Below are 20,035 nucleotides of genomic sequence, written 5' to 3' on the forward strand. Positions count from 1 at the left end.
CGGGGTCCTTTCGGAGACTCGTCAGAGCGCTAGCTTGGGCGGAGGCCCCGAAAGGCAAGACGCCGATGCGCAGACCCGATCCGATCCCGCCGGCTCCCGGACAGGAAAGCGTCTGGGACTACCCGCGCCCTCCCCGGCTTGAGCGCGTCAGCCGACGGCTGCAGGTGATCTTCGGTGGCCAGGCCATCGCCGACACGACGTCGGGCTGGCGCGTGCTCGAGACGAGCCATCCGCCGACCTACTACTTCCCGGCGGATGCCGTGGCACCGGGCGCGCTCGGAGCCGCCCAGCGGGCCGGGATCTGCGAGTGGAAGGGTCTTGCGGTGATGTTCGACGTCATGTTCGGCGCGCACACGGCGCCCGGCGCCGCGTGGGCCTATCCGGATCCGAATCCGGGCTTTCGCGAGATCGCCGGCGCAGTCGCATTTTATGCCGGGCCGATGGGGGCTTGCCTCGTCGGCGAGATGCGCGCCGAGCCTCAGCCCGGCGGCTTCTATGGTGGCTGGATCACGCCCGACGTCACCGGTCCGTTCAAGGGCGGACCGGGGACGATGGGTTGGTAAGTCCTACTTAACGCCCAACAATTCGACGTCGAAGATCAGCGTGGCATTCGGGGGAATGACGCCGCCGGCGCCGCGCGCGCCGTAGCCGAGGGCGGCCGGGATGAGAAGGGTGCGCTTGCCGCCGACCTTCATGCCGGCGACGCCCTCGTCCCAGCCGCGGATGACCTGGCCGCCGCCGAGCGGGAAGGCGAAGGGCTGGTTGCGGTCGCGGGAGCTGTCGAACTTCTTGCCCTTCTTGCCGCCCTCATCAAGCCAGCCGGTGTAGTGGACGCTGACCTGCTGGCCGGGCTTGGCCTCCGCACCGGTGCCGACGACTTCGTCGGTATAGGTGAGGCCCGAGGCCGTGGTGACGGGAGAGGCGGCGGAAGCGGCGGCTGTCATGGCGAGGGCGAGTGCTCCGGCAAAAAGGGTCGAGCGCATGGATCGTTGATGTCCTGGCTGCTGCTGAACGGGCCGCGGGTTAGCACGGCGCGCGCAGCGACCCAAACGCCGCCCTGTCGATCGCCCGGGAGGGCTCGTCACAGATAGTGCCGGAATACGACGTCCGAGGCGGCCTGCTGCGTCGTCGCGGCAGCATCGCCATCTTTCGTGGGGCGGCAGGGCCCGAGGGCGGCGGGCACCGCCAAGGCCAGGAGTGTCAGCAGCCAGTGGAAAGACAGCTTGGACGTCATCGGCAAACTCCTCGATGGTCTCGGCTCCCCCGGTGACTGCTTTCGCAGACAGCCTGGACTTGCGGCTCCTGTTTGGAACAGCGCGGCCATTCGGGCTGTGCCGCTGCGCACATCGGGGTTAATGGCTGGCATCGGCCCTTGCGGGGCCGCACGACGTTTGCCGCCGACGATCCCTACAGGAGCCGCCCGTGTTCTCGACCGATGCCTGGGCACGAAACGCCGCGATCTACGAGGCGACACGCACGCACCCGTTCAACCGGGATCTCGCCGCCGGGACACTGCGGATGCCAGCCTTCCGCCACTACATGATTCAGGACGCGCATTACCTCGTCGCCTTCGCGCAGGCGCTCGCCGTGGCCGCGGCGAAATCCGACGATCCTGATCACATCGTGCAGTTCTCTGGCGCGGCTTCGGTGGCGATGGAAGTCGAGCGCTCGCTGCACACGGACTATTTCCGCCGCTTCGGGGTCACGGATGCCGAGGTCGCGGCCACCCCGCCGACCCCGGTGGCGCATCACTATCTCAGCTTCCTCATCGCCAGCGGCTTTCGCGAGCCGCTCGCCGTGCATCTCGCGGCCATGCTTCCCTGCTTCTGGATCTACCGGGAGATCGGCAACGATATCCATGCGAGCGCTGCAGCCGATAATCCGTATCGATCTTGGATCGATACCTATGCCGGGGAGGATTTTTCGCAGGCCGTCGATGCGATGATCGCGGTCACGGATGCGCTAGCCGCCCAGGTCGGCCCGAAGGTACTCGCCGGCATGCATGCGAGCTTCACGCGGGCGTGTCAGCTCGAGTGGATGTTCTGGGATTCGGCGTATCGCGAGGCGGGATGGCCGGTTTGAGCCAACCCTAGCCACGCAGTTAGTCCGAGGCTGCGCCGCGGTTACCGGAATGCCGGTGGTGGCTCGGAGGCTTGCTAGTACCGCGAATGCACCGCCGCACGGAACTCCGCCGGGCAGCCGGCTTCGACCCGGGGGCCAATCACCACGTCGCCCTGGCGCGGCATGTTGGCGGTGAGCGGCGCGGTGTCCTGGGTGCCGGGGACGAAGCCCGGGCCGAGCTGATCCTCGAAGAAGCCGGTGCCGATCTCGTAATAGCAGCGGTCGATGATCGCCGAGTAGGTGAGAGAGGTGCGGGAGACCGCGCTCTCCGGGCCGCCGGCGCCGCAGACCAGGGCGAAATCCACCCGGCCCGGCTGCGTGAGACGGATCGATTGCGAGCGGTGCGGCGGTACCGCGACCCAGGGGCCGCCATCGCGGCTGACGAGTGCCGTGAGCGCAGACTTGTTGACGATCTTGCGCGTGCAGCCCGCCTCGGCGGGAACAGCCACAACCCCGGCAAGGAGCCCCGCTGCGATGAACCCGATCGTCGTCGCTCTCACGCTCGTCATCCTTGGAAGTGCCGAAGCCCCACTTTGAACGGCGGTAGCACGAACACCTGGGTGCCGGAAGGTTCGCGGGGCCACGCTCGCGGGCTGAGTGCGCCGGGCTTGATCGCCACCGATCAACGCGCGACAGGGGCTCGCAGCGACCCGATCACCAGCCGAGGTAGGCCCATCCGATGAGCGAGCCCGATTCCAATCCAACGAACGAGCTTCTGTTCGAGACCGATCAAGCCGGGATCGCTCGCATCACGCTCAACCGGCCGCAGGCCCGCAACGCGCTGACCTTCGCCATGTACGAGGGACTGATCACCCTGTCCCAGCGGATCGAGGAGGATCGCTCGGTCAAGGCGGTGATCATCACCGGAGCTGGTGAGAAGGCCTTTGCGGCCGGCACCGACATCGCCCAGTTCCGCAGCTTCGAGAAGCCCGAGGATGCTCTGGGCTACGAGCGCTTCATGGACCGTGTGCTCGGCGCACTGGAGCGCCTGCGTGTGCCGACCATCGCTGCGGTGGCCGGGGCCTGCACCGGCGGCGGCGCAGCCATCGCCGCGGCCTGCGACATGCGGATCGCAACGCGCGACGCGCGCTTCGGCTTCCCGATCGCGCGTACGCTGGGCAACTGCCTGTCGCTCGGCAACCTGAAGCGGCTGTCCGGCCTAATCGGGCCGGCACGCGTGAAGGACATCCTGTTCACGGCCCGGCTCGTCGGCGCGGAGGAGGCACTGGGGATCGGCCTCGTCAACGAGGTGGTGGATGATGCAGCCGCCCTCGGAGAGCGCGCGACTGAGCTGGCGACGCTGTTGGCTGGGCATGCTCCGCTGACGCTCCAGGCGACCAAGGAAGGCTTGCGCCGGCTGGCCGAGGATGCTGTCGGCGATGATGAGGCACGGCCCGGCGACGACCTCATCCTGATGACCTACATGAGCCGCGACTTCCGCGAAGGCATGGAAGCGTTTCTCGGCAAGCGCCCGCCGAAATGGGAAGGCCGCTGAGTTGCGGCCGGTCTCTGCTGGATAAGGCTCGACGAAGGCGTCAGACGCCTTCGTGCTGCTCTGAATCCTGATCGCCGTAATTCGCGACGATCACCGGCTTCTTGCCGCGGATGTGCTCGCGCATCCGCTTGGCCAGGCCCTCGCCATCGCGGGCACGCAGCCGATCCATCAGGCCCTCGTGCTCCTCCACGGCCTGCGCCCATTGCTCGTCTGTCTGGTGCGCCCGATAGCGTGAGCGCTGCGTGCGGCCCGAGAGGCTGTCGTAGATCGATTGCAGGGTCGCGTTGCGGCTCGCGCTCATGATCGCTTCATGAATCTCGCGGTTCAGGCGAAAATACTCGACCTCTTCGCGCGCCTTCCAGGCTGCAATCATGCTGGCGTGCTTGTCCTCGATCGCGACGACCTCGTCCTGACCGATCCTCCGGCAGGCGATGTCGCAGGCCGTGGCCTCCAGCCCAGCGATGACCTCGATCATCTCCTCGATCTCGGCCTCGGAGATGCTGGCGACACGGGCGCCGCGGTTCGGAAGCAGCTCCAGCAGCCCTTCCGTGGCGAGAATCTTGATGGCTTCGCGCAAGGGCGTGCGAGAGATCCCGAAACGTTCGGTCAGCTCGCCCTCGTTGATGCGCGCCTTCGGCTCGAGCTCACCCGTCTGGATGAGTTCGCGCATGCGCTCGGCCACCTCGTCGTGCAGGTAGCGCCGGTTAATGCCGATCCCGGCCTCGATCTTCGTCATAGACCCATAAGAGTTTGGAGGCCTTCCCGAAAAGCGCCTCGCGGCTCGAAGCTAGGCTGAGCCGTGACGCATGTCGAGGCGACTACCCTTGATTGAGTGTGGCCGCCACATGAAATGTCACAGGAGTCCCGATCCCTGCAACTGGACTTAAGACGGCTGCTTGAAATGGCCGTTAGCGGCCCATGATCGCCTTAAGCGTCGATGGGTCGAGACCGCCGGCCCCAGCGCCCTGACCGGCCATGCCGCCGCTACTGCCCCCCGCACCGCCGATTCCGGTGGCCCCAAGCGATTGCTCGATCTTGTCGGTGCAGACCTGCTGGCAGATCGGCTCGACCATGGCCTGCGGTTGGCAGACCGGGATCGCCTTCCCGCGGATGCAGACACACTGGCACTCCGCCGATGCGAGGCTCGGTAGCAAGACCAAGGCGAGACCGGCCAGGATGGATCGCATGGGGTGAATCCGCTCGGTACATGGCGGCCAGGATAGCACGGCTGGCCCATGCCGGATGATAGCCGAGTTTGCGGTGTGCGCATGATGTGCCCAAGGCACAGGAAGCCCAGGATTGGGCCGCCGCCGATCAGGTGTCCCCGTCGCCGGCCGAAGCGGCCCAAGCCTGGACCTGGTCCATCCAGGCATCCGGCGAGAGCACCGCGATCCCGGGCAACACCATGAGCGGGGTTACGCGTTCGGCGCGGTCGCGCTCGCCGAGCTTCACTGCGCCCTTCCGAGCGAAGAGCCGAAGGATATCGGTCAACCGCGTCTCCTCGGGCGGGTCGCTGCGGGCGGCGGTGCGGATCTTTTCCGCAATGTCGTCGGTGGTGCACTCGACGATGCCGTCGGTGGTGACGCGATGGTCGCGCAGGCCCTCCTCGTAGACGAGCCGCAGGGACAGCAGCACGAGAGTCTCGTCCTTGCGCAGACGCTCCGCGGGCGCATCGTGCCGGGCGCCGTCCGTCGGCACACGTAGAAAAATCATCTGGTCGCGGTGCGATACCTCGAAGTCGTAGCCGAGGCAGGCGAAGTAATCGCGGAAGAACGGCGCGTAATGGCGCGCGAGCTCGTAGGAGCGGCCGATTCCGGGCGTGTCGGCATAGACCACCTGGATCTTGAGCAATGCCTGAAGCGCGCGGATCAAGTCCTCCTCGCCGGGAGCCTTCGATCCGGAGGGCGGCGGCTCGTCGCCGTCGATAATGGCGCGGAACGGCTCAAGCATGCGGTGCGCGCTCGACGGTGAAATCCGGGCAGTCGAGCCAGCCATTCTCGATCCGACCTTCGATGCGGGTCAGCCGATAGCGGCCGGAGAGCGCGCCGTCGAACAGCACGTCGAGCTCTCGCAGCCGTTGGAAGACAACGAAGGAATCGACGTCGTCGATTTCGATCTCCGAGGCGCGGATCGGTTTCCCGGTCGCGGAACGCAGTTCCAGGAAGGCGGCGATCGTCTGCGGCGTGACCGTCGTCCGGCGTCGAAATTCGTCCTTGGCCATGGCAAAGGCCTCGATCGACGCATCGCTCACCACATCCGGGAGCGGCTCGGTGACAATGGCGCGCCGCTTCAGCCGCGGCGAATAAAGATGGGGCGGTCCGATGGGCGGTCTCAGCGACAGAAGCGGTGGCTGGGGTGCGTTGGTGAGGTCGCTCACGGCGCCCACCGCGCGCAACGCTGCTGCCGTGCGTTCGATGCGGGCGCTATCGCGATTGCCCTCGTAGCGCAGGGCTGCCGCAATGCGCCGCTCCATCCGCGCGACGATGTCGGCCACCACGTCGAGGTGCCGGTCGAGGCTCTCGAAGATCCCGAGGATCTCGGTGAGTTCGCCGCGGACACTGCGTTCCGCCGCCTCGATGCCGGCAGCCCTCCCTTCCCGCACGGAACCTTCCGCCAGCGCCCGTACGGTGAGCGGATCGCGCAGCGCTCGACCCGCCTCGCGCACGATTCCGGAGCGGAAGCGGAACGGATTGAACCTGGTGTGCAGCGTTCGGTAATCGCTGACGAGGTGGCGCTCGACGAACTCGTCGAAATAGAGCCGGAAGGCCGCGCGCAGATCGTCTTCGGCGAGGATGCGCTCCTCGATCTTGCGCATAGAACCGGCGAGCCCACGCAGATGGCCAAGAAACTCGCGTGAGGATTTTGCGGCGTTGCTGAGGGCCTCGGAGCGTTCGCCTGGGTTCGACGTGGCGCTCTCGAGCGCGCTCAGGACGTCCAGCACCGCTCCGCCGTAGGAACGCGTCTCACCGCGATCGAGTCGGGCGAGATCGTCGAGCAGTAGACGCGCCTCCGGATCGAGGTCGACGACCGGCACATAGCGTTCGCGCCGCTCGACCAGCCAGCCCGCATCGAGCAGCCTCCGGTAGACTGCGGAACGCCGCTCCACCGGGTCGACCGGCGTGGTCTCGTCATCGGCGATCTCGGCCTGGGTCCAGTCCGCGCAGAAATCGCCGATCGCCGCCAGCAGCTCGCTCTTGCGCAGCGGCTCCATGGTGTCGCCGAACAGCCGCTCCCGCAGGTGCAGCAACAGGGCTGCATTGAAGGCCCTGCTGGGCGAAGCCAGTGGTTTGAACAGATCGTCGGAGAGGTGACTGAACAGCATCGTCTTGGCCGGAAGGACAAGCCGTGGCGGTGGCTCAGGTCAAGGGAGCGCCAACCGGTCTTGCAGGAAGAAGCGCCGAGTGGGGCCGTTATCCCCCACTTCGGGCCATTTCCAGACGCCCGGGCCGACGGTTCGATTTGGCGCGACGTCAGTCGAGGCCTTGCCGCATCCGAAGCTCCCTCGCCGAGTCTGAGCCCTGTCGTCCTTGGGGCACAACGGGGCCGCGGCGTAGAAGTGTCGCACCACCAGATCTCATAAAATTTCGAAATATCAGTGATTTGCATGATCTCGAGGCTGAGCATGAAGCCTTGGTTCGCCCTTCATTTGTGAACCCATCAGGACGACCATCGTTGGCTCGACATGTGACCCTTCGAGGGTCGAAGAGATGGAGCAAGCCTTGAAGAGATTTGCAGTCATGACCGCCGCCGCCCTCATCGGAGTGGGCAGCCTTGCCTCGACTGGCGCTGAAGCACGCGGACGCGGCGGTGCCGTCGCAGCCGGTGTCATCGGTGGCCTGGCACTGGGCGGGCTCGCCGCGGGTGCCGCCGCGAATTCTGGTTACGGATACGGCTATGGCCGTCCGGCCTATGGATATGGTGACGGCTATTACGGCGGATACCGCGGTGCCGGCTACGACGGCTATGATTACGGTCCCCGCTATCGCCGTCCGGGCTATGGCTATTACGGCTACGGCTACTGAGAAATGGACCTCGTTGAGCGAAGCGGTCGTGCCTCCGGGCACGGCCGTTTTTCATGCGTGGTCGCTCGACCGATTTGCGAAAGATTGAACTCTCCTCCGCGCCAAGCCGTTGGGGGCCATCGATTCCCGAGAAGAGGAGCTTCTCCATGAAAACGATCGCAGTTCTCTCGGCGGCTGCCGTCCTCGGCGTCGGCGCGCTGACATCGACGGGCGCGGAAGCACGCTGGCGTGGCGGCGGTGGCGCGGTGGCGGCAGGCATCGTCGGCGGTCTTGCCGCCGGTGCGTTGGCCGGTGCGGCGGCATCGGATTATGGCTACGCCCGGCCAGCCTATGGATATGACGACGGCTATCGCGGCGTCGGCTACGACGGTGGAGATGACGTGCCCGCCTATCGGACACGGCGCGTCGTGCGCGAGACCTACGAATACGGGCCCGGATATTCCTGGGGCGGTCCGCGCTACCGGCTGGACAACGACGAGGACTAGGATCGGTCCGCCTCTAAAGGCGGCCGCACGTGAGTGCGGCCGCCTGTCTCTACCGGATCAGAGTCCGGCATCCCCCGCATGTCATGGAACTCGGGGAAGGGTCTCATGACGCCTTTTCGATAGCCGGGAACAATCGGAGCCGCGCTAGCCCCGAGCCTCCGCATCGCGCGCTGCGATCGTCTCAGACCAGATCACTGCACGTGCAGCCATGCCGATATGCTGGCGCTCGTACATGCGCCCCTCGACCTTGATCGCGGCGCGCTTGGCGTTCTCCGGCAGATCGAACGCTTCGATGACCAGCCGCGCGCGGCGCACTTCCTCCTCGGTCGGCGCGAAGGAGGTGTTGGCCGGCTCGATCTGGTTGGGGTGGATCAGCGTCTTGCCGTCGAAGCCGAGATCTCGCGCTTGGCGGCATTCCTCGCGACAGCCCTCCGGGTCGGCGATGTCGTTCCAGACGCCGTCGAGAATCGTCAGGCCTTCGGCGCGGGCGGCAGCGAGAGCGAACATCATCCAAGGCAACATCGGCACGCGCCCGCGTACGAGCTGCGCCCACGTGTCCTTGGCGAGGTCGTTGGTGCCGAGCACAAAACAGGTCAGCCTTGTACGACGATCGCGACGCGCCTTGGCAATCTCGGCGATGTTCAAGATGGCGGCCGGCGTCTCGATCATCGCCCAGATCGCAATGGATTCGCGCGCGTCCAGTGCCTCGAGATGGTCGGCGATGCTCTCCAGCACGGCGGGAGAGGACACCTTCGGCATCAGGATGGCGTCGGGTTTGGCCTGGATCGCAGCGCGCAGATCTGCCTCGCCCCAGGGCGTCTGCGGAGCGTTGACCCGGATGATCAGTTCGCGATGGCCGTAACCGCCACCCTTCACCGCATTGCAGACCTGCTCGCGTGCCTCGTCCTTGGCCTCGTTCGCCACCGCGTCTTCGAGATCGAGGATCAGCGCGTCGGCAGGAAGGGTCTTGGCTTTTTCCAGGGCGCGCTGGTTCGAGCCCGGCATGTAGAGCACGCTACGGCGCAGGCGGAGGTCCGACATTGAGGTTCCCTTTGGCATGCGCGGACCCTTAGCGTGTGTGCAAAGGTCGATTCCAGTCATTTGCATTCAAAATGCAGAGGAATCGACGGCATCGTGCGGCGACTGTAAGGCGCTTGCGAGCGTATCCGCCAGAACGTCCGAGGTTGTCCACGGCACCCAAAGACGTGGCCGATCGCGGCGATTTCGCAAATTGCGCTGAAGAGACCGTGACTTGCGTTGAGATGGCCCGGCGACGAGAATACCAAAGTCTATCTCTGCTGCCACCGTCGCTGACGGCCGCTGGCGCAGCCGTGACGTTCACCAATTCCGGATAGGACATACGTTGCCTCTGCTCCGCTTCGACCTCATCGAGGGCCGTTCCGAGACCGAATTGAAGGCACTGCTCGACGCTGCGCACGAGGCGATGCTCGAAGCGTTTCAGGTTCCGCCGGGCGACCGCTACCAGATCGTCACCGAGCACAAGCCCTCGCGCATGATCGTCGAGGATACGGGCCTTGGCATTCAGCGCACGCGGGACATGGTCGTGCTGCAGATGATCACCCGGCCGCGCGGGCGGGAGAAGAAGGAGCTGTTCTATCGCCTGCTCACCGAGAAGCTGCAGGCGGCTTGCGGCATCTCTCCGGCCGACGTGCTGGTATCCACCGTTGAGAATACGGACGAGGACTGGAGCTTCGGCCACGGCCGCGCGCAGTTCCTCACGGGCGAGCTGTAGCAGGCTGGCCTTCCTCGACGAGCCAGTCGACGAAGGCCTTGAGCGAAGGCGTCTTGTCGGCGTCGTAGGGTGTGAGAGCGAAATAGCCCGGTCGTGCGACGCCGATCTCCGGGAACGGCGCCACGAGCCGGCCCGACGCAAGCGCGCCGTCGAGCACGGGGAACGGCCCAATTCCGAGGCCGAGGCCATCCTCGACCGCCTGTAGCGTCACGAAGAAGTGGTCGAAGACCTGCCGGCGCGCGTCGCGCGGCTGAGGCACACCCGCCGCCTGCATCCATTCCGTCCAATCGTTCGGGCGGGTCTCTGTGGCGAGCAGGATGTGCTGCGCCAGATCTGTCGGCAACTTCAGCGGAGTTCCTGCCAGCAGCGCGGGGCTGGCGACCAGCCTGTCTGTCTCGGTTAGGAATGGCACGGCGCGGTGCTGCGGCCAGGGCTCAGGTCCCCGGCGGATCGCGAGATCGAAGCCGCTGCGCAGTTCGTCATTCAGGGTCGTCACCGTGGCAACTGCGATCTCGGTCTCCGGCCGCGCAGCGCGGAACCGGTCGAGCCGGGGGATCAGCCAGCGCATGGCGAAGGTCGAGGGCGCATTGACACGAATGACGCGCGGCGTTGCCTTGCGCCCGCAGGCCTCGGCCGCCGCCGTCAGACGGTCGAAAGTCAGGCTGATCTCGGCGGCAAAGGCTCGCGCCGCAGGGGTCGCTGCCATCCGCCGACCGACACGGACGAACAGGCGCTGCCCCAGCCAGGATTCCAGGGCTGCGATCTGCCGGCTCACCGCGCCGTGCGTCAGCCCGAGTTCGGCTCCGGCCTCGGCGTAACTGCCGGTGCGCGCCGCCACCTCGAATACCCGAAGCGCGTGGAGGGGCGGAAGGCGGCGCATGGAAGGTATTTATCCGTGAGTTGAGCGCACAAGTTCCGTGAGACAATACCTCCTAATTTCCGAAAACTCACGGGTGTAGATGTTGTGCTCGACGTATTGCCTGAGAAGGAGTCCGAGTGAGCGGGTCAGCCTCTGTCGCGCGATCGGAAGTGGCCGCCGATCATGAGAAGGCCGAGCCCAGGCGCAGCCTGATCGGCGCCTGCCTCGCCCACGCTCTGCACGACGGCTACAGCGACCTACTCTACGTGCTCTTGCCCGTCTGGCAGACCGAGTTCGGCCTCTCCTATGCCGGCGTCGCGGTCATGCGCAGTCTCTATTACGGTACGATGGGTGGCCTGCAGGTGCCGGCCGATCGACTCGTGGACCGTCTGCCGATCCGCACGGCGCTCGCTCTATCGACGCTGATCGCGGCTTCGGGCTTCTGCGTGATGGCTTTCACGGGAAGCTTCTGGGGGCTTTGCGCCGGGCTTCTGCTGGCCGGGATGGGATCGAGTATCCAGCATCCACGCGGCTCGCTGCTCATTACTCAGGCCTTCGGCAAGGGTGCGCGTGGGCCGCTCGGGATCTACAACTTCTCCGGCGATCTCGGCAAAGCCGCGTTTCCCGTTTTAGTTGCGTTGCTGCTCGGACTCGTCGCTTGGCGCACGGCGGCCGGCTTCATCGCGGTGGCTGGCATCGTGGCGGCCATTGTCTTGCTACCGATCCTGCCGCGTGCGGCGGCCTTGCGTCACGACAGTAAGGCCTCGCAGGACGGATCGGGCGATCGCCGTGGCTTTCGCCTGCTGCTCACCATTGGCGGCCTCGATACGGCGACGCGCATGGGCTACCTGCTCTTTCTGCCCTTCTTGCTGCACGCCAAGGGCGGTGATCAGACGATGGTCGGGCTGAGCCTTGCACTGGTCTTCGCCGGGGGCGCCTTCGGCAAGGCAGCCTGCGGTTGGCTCGGTGAACATCTCGGCGTGGTGCGCAGCGTCGTCGCGACGGAATTGGCGACTGCCGTGCTCATCGCCGTGACGATCCCCCTCCCTCTCACCGCGACGCTCGTGGTGCTGCCAGTGATCGGCATCTTCCTCAATGGCACCTCCTCCGTGCTCTACGGAACGGTGCCGGAGCTGGCGCCGCGCGGCGACGTCGCGCGGGCTTTCGCGCTATTCTACACGGCGGTGATCGGCTCCGGCGGCGTTGCGCCGATTGCGTACGGCGCGCTCGCCGACCACACGGGCGAAACCTTCGGCGTCATGGCTGCGGCTTTGACGGCGCTGGTGATCGTGCCGCTGGTCCTGGGATTGCGGCCGGCTCTCGCGGCAAGCGGAGCAGTCGAGCGAGCTTGAGCATCGTGGCCGCTCGGATATTTTTAGTATGGCATAGCTTTTCTCTCGTCCTGCCAAGCATTTCCGGTCAATGTTTCGTCAAGATCGCGCGCGACACGACGATATCGATTTGGTCGGGGGGCGGTCGCCTTGAGAAAAGCTTGCTTCGGTCTGGTGCTGCTCGCGGGATTGTCTAGTCCCGTCGCAGCGATGGCCGCCGACAACACGGTCGTCGGCGTCGGCACTGGAGCCGTTGCTGGCGCACTCGTCGGTGGCCCGGTCGGAGCCGTCGTTGGCGCGGTCGCCGGTGGCTACATCGGCTCGAACTCCCGCAGCGCCCGTCCGCGCCACGCCCGTCGGTCCCGTCATGCCTATCGCCGTCGTGCCGCCCGCCCGGACATGGAGCGTGCCCGTCTTGCCGAGCGTGCGCCTATCCAGGAGCGAAGCCGGCCCGCGGCTTCTGAGATCAGCGCGCAGCCCCAATCCGAGACCACGGGTAGCACGCGCGCATCCGGATCAAAGGGCTGGAAGGATCCGAACTAGGCCGTGCGATCGACCTGTCTCCTAGAAATCACACCCGGCGAAATGACGAATGATGATCACCCCGCTGCCATTTTCATGACGCGAAGCCCGGCGCAGGATCGCTGAACGAAAGCGACAGCGAGCAAGGATGCCATGATTGATCCCGCCGCCAGCTTCCTCAACGTCGGTGCCTCCCGAATGGGGCAACCGAGAAGTGAGACCCAGACTGGTCTCGCTATCGGACGGGTGACCAAGGGGGTCGCCACCGCCATCGGAAAGTCACTCGCCGTCGAACGTGACGCCGCTCTTCCCGAAACCCTCGCCTCCCTCGTCGAGCGCCTGCAGGCAGGTCCGCTCGGTCAGACGCAACTCAAGCCCCGACGAGTCGCCTGAATGTCAAAGCCCGATCGTATGCTCTCCGCCGACGCCACCGTCGTTCAGTTCCCGCTCAGTGCCGCCGAGGCGGTTGCCGACGAGAACGTCGCCTCCGTAATCCAGGTCCTGCAGGACCAGCTCCAGCTCGCCCGCGAAGGCAAGCTGCGCTCGGTGGCCGTGGTCTCCGTCTCGAACGACGGCGCCGCCATCGGCACGCAGTGGTCCTGCACCAACGGCGACGTGGCCAGCCTCATCGGCAAGCTCGCCGTGCTCTCCCACGACATGATGGCCGCCCGGAACTGATTTTCCACCGGTTTCGCCATTCGAGAGCCGCCCGTTTTCGACGGGCGGCTTTTTCTATGCGTGTTGCGGAAACGTCTGCCGGCTGAGCCTCGGATACAGCAGCGCCTGCCCGATCCCGCGTGCGGCGAGGAACAGCAGGAAGGCTGCCCAGAGTCCGGCATTGCCCCAGCCGAGCGCCTGGAAGCAGACCAGTGCCAGCAGGTAGACGGTGACGGCAGCCATCATCAGGTCGCGCATCGCCCGCGTCCATGTCGCGCCGATGAAGATGCCGTCCATGGCGAAAGGCAGAGCTGCGAAGAACGGCGCCGCTGCCGCGAGCGGCAGATAGGCGTAGGCCGCGAGGCGCACATCCGGATTCGTCGTCACCGTATCGATGAAGGCGTGGCCGATGCCGAGGAACAGCGCACTCACGCCGATCCCGAATCCAAGGCTCCAAAGCAGATTGAGGCGTGCCGCCACAGTGAAGGCGTGCCGGTCGCGCGCACCCACCGCCTGACCGCAGGCGGCCTCCGAGGCGATGGTGAAGCCGTCGAGGAAGAAGCCGCCGATCAGGAACAGATTCCAGAGCACGGCATTCGCCGCCAACGTGATGTCGCCGAACCGCGCGCCGACGGCCGAGAACAGCACGATCGCCGCGACGAGCGCGAGGGTCCGAATCAGCACGTCGGCATTGATCTTAAGGGTCCGGATGAGCGCCGTCGCGTCGAGAACGTCGTCGCGGCTAACGCCGAAGGGCCGGGTGCCGAGGCGATGGACGATGGCGAGGCCGAAAGCCGTGCCGGCGGCGTCCGAGACCAGCGCCGAGATCGCCGCCCCGGCGATGCCAAGCCCGAGGCCGATCACCAGCACAAGCGTCAGGGCGATGTTCGTCAGGTTGATCGCGGCCTGGATCAAAAGGCCGAGATCGGTGCGCCCGCGCCCGAGCACCGAGCCGAGGATCGCGTAGTTCGCCAGGGTAAAGGGCGCGACGAAGATCCGGATGTGGAAGTAGGTCGCGAGCGCAATGAGCACGTCCGGGCTCGCACCGCTGACGAGCTCGACCACTCTGGCGATCGGTACCTGCGCCAGAACGAGGATCAGCCCGACTAAGGTTGCTGCCGTGAGCGCGCGGGCTAACGTCCGGGCTATCTCTGCGTCATCACGCGCGCCAACTGCCTGCGCGGTGAGGCCGGCCGTCGCCATGCGCAGGCAGCCGAAGCTCCAGAAGATCGCGTCGAACACCACGCCGCCGAGCGCCACCGCGCCGAGGAGCGCGGCATCGCCGAGGCGGCCAATTACCGTCGCTCCGACGAACCCGATGAGCGGCGTGGTGATGCTCGCCAGCGTCGCCGGAACGGCGAGCGCCAGCATGCGGCGGTTCGTGAGAGGCGTGAGCGTGGCCTGCATGCCGGGCTTATGCGGAGACGGAGCTCCACCTCGCAAGCGGCATCGCGCTTATCCGCGCGATGTGCGGTCCCCGAGGAAATCCGAGATCAACGAGAGAGCGCCGAAGCCCGCGCCCACCATGCAGACCGCCGGCCAGCCCCCCTGCGCCCAAGCATAGCCCGCCGCGGCGCTGCCGAGGGCCCCGCCGAGGAAGAAGATGCCGACGAACAGAGCATTGAGTCGTCCGCGCGCCTCCGAGGCGAGCAGGTTCACGGCCCGACGTCCGAGTGTCTGGTCCGTGATGACCCCGACGTCGAGGACGATCGCTGCGAGGCCGAGCAGCGCCAGGGGCCACCAGAACGGGCCGCCGAGCCGGTCGGCGAAGGCCGCGAGGCCGAAGCCGAGGATCGTCACGACGTGGGCCGCGATGGTGAGCTGCCGGGTCCAGCCGTGGTCCCCGGCGCGGCCGGCCAGCGGGGCCACGATCGCCCCGCTGGCTCCGACGAGGGCGAAGAGCGCGATATGCGACTGGTTAAGGCCGAACGGCGCCTGGGAGAGCCGGAGCGCGATTGCCGTCCAGAACACGGTGAAGGCCGCCATGCCGAGCGCCGCGGTCAGCGAGCGGCGGCGAAGCACCGGCTGCGTGGCGAGCAGGCTCGCGAGCGAGGCGATGAGGGCGGGGTAGCTGCCTGTCGCCTCGGGCCGGCGCACGGGAAGCCGCGTGCGCATCATCGGGATCAGCACGGCCATGCTGGCCGCGGAGATGACGTAGAAGGCGCGCCAGCCGAGGGTGTCGGCGACGAGGCTGGCGATGGGCCGGGAGAGCAGGACGCCGACCATCACCCCGCTCATGACGTCACCGATCACTTGGCCGCGCTCGGCTTCCCGCGCCATCGCGGCAGCAATCGGCACGAGAACCTGGATCGCCGAACAGGCGGCGCCGAGGAGGAAGAGCAAGGCGAGGAATGGCACGGCACCGGGCGCGAGCGCCGCCCCGATTGCCGACAGGACGGCGACCGCGAGCATGCCGATGACGAGGCCACGATTCTCGATCAGGTCGGAGAGCGGCACCAGGAAGAACAGCCCGGCGGCGTAGCCGAGCAAGCTCGCCGTGCCGATGAGCCCGGCCCAGCCCTCGCTGATCCGCAGTTCTGGCCCAATGACGCCGATCAGCGTCTGCGCAGCGGTGAGATCGACGAAGATCACGCCCACCGAGACCGCTAGGAACCAGACGGTGGCGCGCGGGATGCCCTGTCCATGGGCAACCGGAGCCACTGGCTCTGGATCGGCCGTCGTGAGGTTCTGCGTGCCTGCGGTCATGGGATTCTCGCCATCAACATCCGTCCCGGGGATGTGTCGCGGCTCTAGCCATGATACAAATCAATAATATTATCTTCTAACATGCGAGTTTCGCATGAACACAAACGATCTCGAAGCCTTCCTCGCCGTGATCGAGACGGGGTCACTGATGGCCGCAGCCGCTCGGCTGAACCTGACCCAGCCTGGGGTGACGCGGAGGGTGCAGAACCTGGAAGAGCAGCTCGGCGTCCAGCTCTTCGAGCGTCCGGCAAAGCCGCTGCGACCGACCGCGGCGGGTCGCGAGGCCTACGAACATGGCCGCCGGGTGCTGCAATCGATCGAGGATTTGCGCAGCGGCGCTTCGCCCAATGGCACCATCCGTGGCGAGCTGCGGATCGGCGTCACGATCGACCTTGCGGATTCGGCGCTGGCCGCACCCATCGACCGGCTGCGCGAGGCCTTTCCTGATCTGACCATTCGGCTGACCTCGGGCTGGTCGCCTCTGCTGATGGAGCAGGTGGCACGCAACCAGATCGATGCCGCGGCTATCACCTTGGCCGATGTCGGGCGGCCGATGGAGGATCTCGCAGCGGAAGATCTGCACGCCCAGACGGTCGTCGTCGTGGCGGGCCGCGGTCTCGACGTGCCGGACCACGCCACGCTGGCCGATCTCGCTCGTCATCCCTGGGTGACCAGCCAGGACGGGTGCGGCTTCCGGACGACCTTGCGTCGGCGGATGGAGGCGCAGGGCCTCAGCCTCACCGTCGGCGTGGAGGCGCCCTATACCGATCTTCGGCTCTCGCTCGTGGCGCGCGGCATGGGCCTCGCCATCGTTACGCCGCGTAAGCTCGCGCGTAGTCCCTTCCGCGAACAGATCCGGACGATCTCGGTCGAGGATTTCGAGCCGACGATCCGATCCTGGCTGGTTCATCGGCCGGTGACGGGCCGCCTGCGCAGGCCGATCGCCCTGTTTCGCGATGCCCTGCGAGAGGACATGGCCGACGAAGACGTCAGGCTGCTGGAGCCGGTCTGACCGACCGGCTCACGAGCCGGCGGCGCCCGATGCAGCCGGCATCGGCACCGACAGCCCCCGCCGGGCGAGGTCAGCACTGCCCTCGGCGAGAAGCGCGTTCGAGGCCATCTCGATCCGCTCCTGAACCTGCGGGAGGAACTCGGAGCGGCTGAGCCCATGCGGGATCGCCGGCAGGAATTCGATCGCCGTCGTGCCCGGCATCCGGCGGAATCCGTGCCGTCGCCAATACAGCCCGGTGTTCAGGGCGACCGGCACACAGGGCACGCCGAGAGCCACGTAGAGATGCGACAGGCCCTGCTTGTAGGCTGGCGGCGCGCCGGCGGCGCGGCGGGTGCCCTCGGGGAAGACGATGAGTTGGCGACCCTCGCGGATCGCCTTCGCCGCCGCCTCGTTGAGCTTCACCATCGTGCTTGCGCCCTTGGCGCGGTCGATCGGCACCATGCCCGAGCGACCGAGATACCAGCCGATCAGCGGTATCCACATCAACTCGCGCTTCAGCACGTAGGCGAAGCGATCGAAGGGAATCGTCAGCGCCAGCGTCTCGAGAGTGGATTGGTGCTTGGCCGCGATCAGCAGCGGACCTTCCGGGATGCTGTCGAGCCCGCGGAAATCGACCCGCGTGCCGGCGACGACCCGCAGCAGCCAGATAATGGTCCGGCCCCAGGCCTGTGCGAAGCGGATCGTCGCCTTTTGGGAGATCAGGACGGGCAACCCGACGATCGCGAACAGGGCCGTCACGACGTAGAACAGGGTGTTGAAGGCGAGCGAGCGGACGACGAGCATCGGAACCTGACGGACTGAGAGGCCCGCTTTAGCGCGGGCCGTTATGCATCGCCACCTTCGAGGCCGAGGTGGGCGCTCCCCTGATCAGCGCTTCTTTGCGGATCCCGCGACGTAGTAGCCGATCAGGAAGATCAGAGCGAAGGCCGCGAGCTTCGGCGAGGCGCTAGCGAGGATCCCAAGCAGGAGCAGGACGCCCAGGAGCTTGTAGATCCGTCGCGAGGCACGGCGGAGTGCGCCACGGCTTCCCTCCCCCGTATTGGCCGCTGGGCCGCTCGCAGCCGCACCCTGATTCCAGGCGCCGCCCGGCCCCTCCTGCTGCATCCTCGTCCGCATGCCCGCCGCGACGCCGATGGCGCTGCGGGGCGCGGCCGGCTGAGCTGGCTTCGGGGCAGGTTTCGGCGGCTCGACGAGGATCGGCTCGGGCTTCGGCGGTTCCGGCTCGGCTGGGCTCCACCACCGCGCGAGCGGGGACTCGCCGCGGGCGGACTTGGCGCGGAAGGAGGCCGCCTCCGGCACGGGTTTGGCAGCCTTGCCGTGTCTGGCTGCAAGCCGCCGGACATTGGTGACGAGCGGATCGCCGATGGCCGGCGTCACCATCCGCACGAAGAAGGCGAAACCGAGCGCCGCATCGAACACGTCGCGCGCCTTGCCCCAGTGCCGGCCGTCGGGACCGTTCTGGTCGATCTGGTGGAGCAGCGCGCGGAAGCGGCGAAGGGTCTCGCGGGGCACCGCGACCCGCTCGTTCACCGTGAGCCCCGTGACCTCCTGATGGCGGCCGCGGCGCATGACGCGGGTCTTGTCGGGATGGACAGTGAAACCCTCGGCCGCGACGATCTCGCCCACGTATTTCAGCAGTGCGGAGACCTTGGCGGCGCCCTCCCCTGAGGCCGAGAAGGTCATGTCGTCGGCATAGCGCGTGTAGGTAAAGCCGAGGGAGGCCGCGAGCGCGGCGAGGCGCTTGTCGAGCCGGATGCAGACGAGGTTGGTCAGCATCGGGCTCGTCGGCGCGCCCTGCGGCAGGCGGCGCGGGCCCTTGGCGGCGAAGAGGCGCTCGCCGTCGAGTTCCAGCTCGTCGACATCCGGCTCGGTGCAGAGGAGCGCCAGCACCGTCGCGACCGCCTCCGGAAAGCCGAGGCCGCGCAACTTGCCCTTCACCCGTTTGAAGGTCAGCGAGGGGAAGAAGTCCTTGAGGTCGAGATTGACCACGACCTCGCGGCCAACATGTGCCTGCGCATTGGTGACGATCGAGCGGCCCGGCACGAAGCCATGCGCGGCCTCGTGCACCGCGACCTTGTCGAGGATCGCATCGAGCACCCAGTATTGCGCGCGCTTGAGGCGCGGCATCGGCGCCGAGATGAGGCGCTCGCCGCCGGTCTTCTTCGGGATGGTGAAGCGCTGGTAGTGGCTGATGCGCGAGAGCGCGCGGTCGAAGGCGAGGAAGCGCAGTTCGGAGAGCGGGATGCCCATGGCGTCGGCCAGCGCCTTGGGGCTGGCGAGGGGCGGCAGGCCGGGCTTTAGGGGCTTCGTTGCGGAGTCGGAATGCAGGCCGGCAGAGACGCCCTCGCCGAGATAGAGCACGTCGCTCTTGCGGCGCTCGTGCCAGGCAAGCGCCTTGTCGTGTCGGCCTCTGGCGTTGCGGAGCTTGGTCTCCTTGCGACGGGCCAGCGCCTCCTTCTTGCGGCGCTTGTGCATCTCCTTGAGCGCCGTCTCGGGATCGCTCCAGAGCCGCTCCTTCTTGTGCAGCTCGGAGATCTCGCGGTGGATATCGCCGCGTCGCTTGATCAGTTCGGCTGGGAGATTCGGCTGCGCCTCGTTGCTCGGCCAGAAGCCGAGGCGGATCATCTCCTCGAGGATGACCTCGTCCTTCGAGGATTCACGGATGCGGTCGTAGAGCTGCTGCCGCGTCAGGCTGCCGGGCTGCACGGTCATGGCCGCGCTCCCGCATCGCAGGGAGATGGGAATACGAGGGACGCAGGCCGGGTTGCCTTCGTCTCATCTGAGGACTGGCGCGGTCCACTCGAAGGGACCCCGGCCACCGGTGCGGATTTGGGTTCAAGGAACCCAAACTGTAAATCCGCACCGGTGGCCTGGGGTCCCCCAGTGAAGACCGGGCCAGTGGCGCATTGCAGGGCAGGGTGCAAGGACGGCGAAGCGCCGCCCGGGTTGCAAGGTCCTGTCCAGCCTGCGTCCCTCGTGGGGGAAAAGCTACGGTCGAGTGGGTGGGAAGGCAAGGCTTTCCAACCCTCCACCTCATCCTGAGGTGCGAAGCAGAGCGGAGCCTCGAAGGAG

At 66.9% G+C, this 20,035-nt stretch carries 24 protein-coding genes; 11 read left to right on the plus strand and 13 right to left on the minus strand.

Translation table 11 applies throughout. The annotated features are described in order from the left end of the window. Positions 1-65: 65 nt before the first annotated feature. Positions 66-563 (plus strand): DUF427 domain-containing protein, encoded by a 498-nt coding sequence (locus HCU64_RS07810; RefSeq protein WP_233383262.1) that lies wholly within the window; start codon positions 66-68, stop codon positions 561-563. Positions 564-566: 3 nt separating this feature from the next. On the opposite strand, the gene HCU64_RS07815 is transcribed toward HCU64_RS07810, so the two are convergent. Both HCU64_RS07815 and HCU64_RS07820 read right to left on the minus strand, forming a co-directional pair. Beyond that, positions 567-983, minus strand: a complete 417-nt coding sequence (locus HCU64_RS07815) for an FKBP-type peptidyl-prolyl cis-trans isomerase (protein WP_233383263.1) — start codon at positions 981-983, stop codon at positions 567-569. A 98-nt stretch (positions 984-1,081) separates the two neighbouring features. Beyond that, positions 1,082-1,234: a hypothetical protein gene (locus HCU64_RS07820; protein WP_233383264.1), complete on the minus strand. Its 153-nt coding sequence runs from the start codon at positions 1,232-1,234 to the stop codon at positions 1,082-1,084. Positions 1,235-1,422: 188 nt separating this feature from the next. On the opposite strand from HCU64_RS07820, the gene tenA reads away from it, so the two are divergent. Further along, positions 1,423-2,082, plus strand: coding sequence for a thiaminase II (gene tenA / locus HCU64_RS07825; protein WP_233383265.1), 660 nt, complete (start codon positions 1,423-1,425; stop codon positions 2,080-2,082). A 74-nt stretch (positions 2,083-2,156) separates the two neighbouring features. On the opposite strand, the gene HCU64_RS07830 is transcribed toward tenA, so the two are convergent. After that, the gene (locus HCU64_RS07830) at positions 2,157-2,630 is read right to left on the minus strand and encodes a hypothetical protein (RefSeq protein WP_233383266.1); all 474 of its coding nucleotides are present in this window, start codon (positions 2,628-2,630) and stop codon (positions 2,157-2,159) included. 170 nt (positions 2,631-2,800) lie between these two features. On the opposite strand from HCU64_RS07830, the gene HCU64_RS07835 reads away from it, so the two are divergent. Next, positions 2,801-3,616 carry an enoyl-CoA hydratase/isomerase family protein gene (locus tag HCU64_RS07835; protein ID WP_233383267.1) on the plus strand — a complete coding sequence of 272 codons (816 nt, stop codon included), beginning with the start codon at positions 2,801-2,803 and terminating at the stop codon, positions 3,614-3,616. Between the two features lie 40 nt (positions 3,617-3,656). Here the strand turns inward: HCU64_RS07835 and HCU64_RS07840 are convergent, their stop codons facing one another. From HCU64_RS07840 to HCU64_RS07855, 4 genes are all read right to left on the minus strand, one after another. Next, entirely contained in the window at positions 3,657-4,352 is a 696-nt protein-coding gene (locus HCU64_RS07840) for a GntR family transcriptional regulator (RefSeq protein ID WP_233383268.1), read from the minus strand. Positions 4,353-4,524: 172 nt separating this feature from the next. Continuing rightward, positions 4,525-4,803 carry a hypothetical protein gene (locus HCU64_RS07845; RefSeq protein ID WP_233383269.1) on the minus strand — a complete coding sequence of 93 codons (279 nt, stop codon included), beginning with the start codon at positions 4,801-4,803 and terminating at the stop codon, positions 4,525-4,527. 127 nt (positions 4,804-4,930) lie between these two features. Then, the gene (locus HCU64_RS07850; RefSeq protein WP_233383270.1) at positions 4,931-5,566 is read right to left on the minus strand and encodes a DUF4194 domain-containing protein; all 636 of its coding nucleotides are present in this window, start codon (positions 5,564-5,566) and stop codon (positions 4,931-4,933) included. Beyond that, positions 5,559-6,938 carry a Wadjet anti-phage system protein JetA family protein gene (locus HCU64_RS07855; RefSeq protein ID WP_233383271.1) on the minus strand — a complete coding sequence of 460 codons (1,380 nt, stop codon included), beginning with the start codon at positions 6,936-6,938 and terminating at the stop codon, positions 5,559-5,561. Before HCU64_RS07855 ends, HCU64_RS07850 begins: the two co-directional genes overlap by 8 nt. Positions 6,939-7,353: 415 nt before the next feature. On the opposite strand from HCU64_RS07855, the gene HCU64_RS07860 reads away from it, so the two are divergent. Both HCU64_RS07860 and HCU64_RS07865 read left to right on the plus strand, forming a co-directional pair. Next, the gene (locus HCU64_RS07860; RefSeq protein ID WP_233383272.1) at positions 7,354-7,638 is read left to right on the plus strand and encodes a hypothetical protein; all 285 of its coding nucleotides are present in this window, start codon (positions 7,354-7,356) and stop codon (positions 7,636-7,638) included. A 146-nt stretch (positions 7,639-7,784) separates the two neighbouring features. After that, on the plus strand, positions 7,785-8,123 hold the full coding sequence (locus HCU64_RS07865) for a hypothetical protein (RefSeq protein WP_233383273.1): 339 nt from the start codon (positions 7,785-7,787) through the stop codon (positions 8,121-8,123). Positions 8,124-8,267: 144 nt separating this feature from the next. Here the strand turns inward: HCU64_RS07865 and HCU64_RS07870 are convergent, their stop codons facing one another. After that, the gene (locus tag HCU64_RS07870) at positions 8,268-9,164 is read right to left on the minus strand and encodes an HpcH/HpaI aldolase/citrate lyase family protein (RefSeq protein WP_233383274.1); all 897 of its coding nucleotides are present in this window, start codon (positions 9,162-9,164) and stop codon (positions 8,268-8,270) included. 322 nt (positions 9,165-9,486) lie between these two features. On the opposite strand from HCU64_RS07870, the gene HCU64_RS07875 reads away from it, so the two are divergent. Further along, positions 9,487-9,876: a tautomerase family protein gene (locus HCU64_RS07875; protein ID WP_233383275.1), complete on the plus strand. Its 390-nt coding sequence runs from the start codon at positions 9,487-9,489 to the stop codon at positions 9,874-9,876. Here the strand turns inward: HCU64_RS07875 and HCU64_RS07880 are convergent. Next, entirely contained in the window at positions 9,860-10,756 is an 897-nt protein-coding gene (locus HCU64_RS07880; RefSeq protein ID WP_233383276.1) for a LysR substrate-binding domain-containing protein, read from the minus strand. The genes HCU64_RS07875 and HCU64_RS07880 overlap by 17 nt on opposite strands. 149 nt (positions 10,757-10,905) lie before the next feature. Here HCU64_RS07880 and HCU64_RS07885 point away from each other — a divergent pair, with 149 nt between their 5' ends. The 4 genes from HCU64_RS07885 (at position 10,906) to HCU64_RS07900 (ending at position 13,266) form a co-directional block, all read left to right on the plus strand. After that, on the plus strand, positions 10,906-12,087 hold the full coding sequence (locus HCU64_RS07885) for an MFS transporter (RefSeq protein WP_233383277.1): 1,182 nt from the start codon (positions 10,906-10,908) through the stop codon (positions 12,085-12,087). A gap of 129 nt (positions 12,088-12,216) precedes the next feature. Further along, positions 12,217-12,609, plus strand: coding sequence for a hypothetical protein (locus HCU64_RS07890; protein WP_233383278.1), 393 nt, complete (start codon positions 12,217-12,219; stop codon positions 12,607-12,609). A 132-nt stretch (positions 12,610-12,741) separates the two neighbouring features. Continuing rightward, complete coding sequence (locus HCU64_RS07895; protein WP_233383279.1) at positions 12,742-12,981, plus strand: hypothetical protein; 240 nt, start codon at positions 12,742-12,744, stop codon at positions 12,979-12,981. Next, on the plus strand, positions 12,982-13,266 hold the full coding sequence (locus HCU64_RS07900) for a hypothetical protein (RefSeq protein WP_233383280.1): 285 nt from the start codon (positions 12,982-12,984) through the stop codon (positions 13,264-13,266). It begins immediately after the preceding gene. A 54-nt stretch (positions 13,267-13,320) separates the two neighbouring features. On the opposite strand, the gene HCU64_RS07905 is transcribed toward HCU64_RS07900, so the two are convergent. Then, positions 13,321-14,652: an MATE family efflux transporter gene (locus tag HCU64_RS07905; RefSeq protein ID WP_233383281.1), complete on the minus strand. Its 1,332-nt coding sequence runs from the start codon at positions 14,650-14,652 to the stop codon at positions 13,321-13,323. A gap of 48 nt (positions 14,653-14,700) precedes the next feature. Beyond that, positions 14,701-15,951, minus strand: coding sequence for an MFS transporter (locus HCU64_RS07910; protein WP_233383282.1), 1,251 nt, complete (start codon positions 15,949-15,951; stop codon positions 14,701-14,703). Between the two features lie 94 nt (positions 15,952-16,045). Here HCU64_RS07910 and HCU64_RS07915 point away from each other — a divergent pair, with 94 nt between their 5' ends. Continuing rightward, on the plus strand, positions 16,046-16,963 hold the full coding sequence (locus HCU64_RS07915) for a LysR family transcriptional regulator (protein WP_233383283.1): 918 nt from the start codon (positions 16,046-16,048) through the stop codon (positions 16,961-16,963). A 9-nt stretch (positions 16,964-16,972) separates the two neighbouring features. On the opposite strand, the gene HCU64_RS07920 is transcribed toward HCU64_RS07915, so the two are convergent. Both HCU64_RS07920 and HCU64_RS07925 read right to left on the minus strand, forming a co-directional pair. Further along, complete coding sequence (locus tag HCU64_RS07920) at positions 16,973-17,746, minus strand: lysophospholipid acyltransferase family protein (RefSeq protein WP_233383284.1); 774 nt, start codon at positions 17,744-17,746, stop codon at positions 16,973-16,975. A gap of 84 nt (positions 17,747-17,830) precedes the next feature. Continuing rightward, complete coding sequence (locus tag HCU64_RS07925) at positions 17,831-19,675, minus strand: reverse transcriptase family protein (protein ID WP_233383285.1); 1,845 nt, start codon at positions 19,673-19,675, stop codon at positions 17,831-17,833. Between the last annotated feature and the right edge of the window lie 360 nt (positions 19,676-20,035).

The organism is Methylobacterium sp. C25, assembly GCF_021352225.1.
GTDB lineage: Bacteria > Pseudomonadota > Alphaproteobacteria > Rhizobiales > Beijerinckiaceae > Methylobacterium.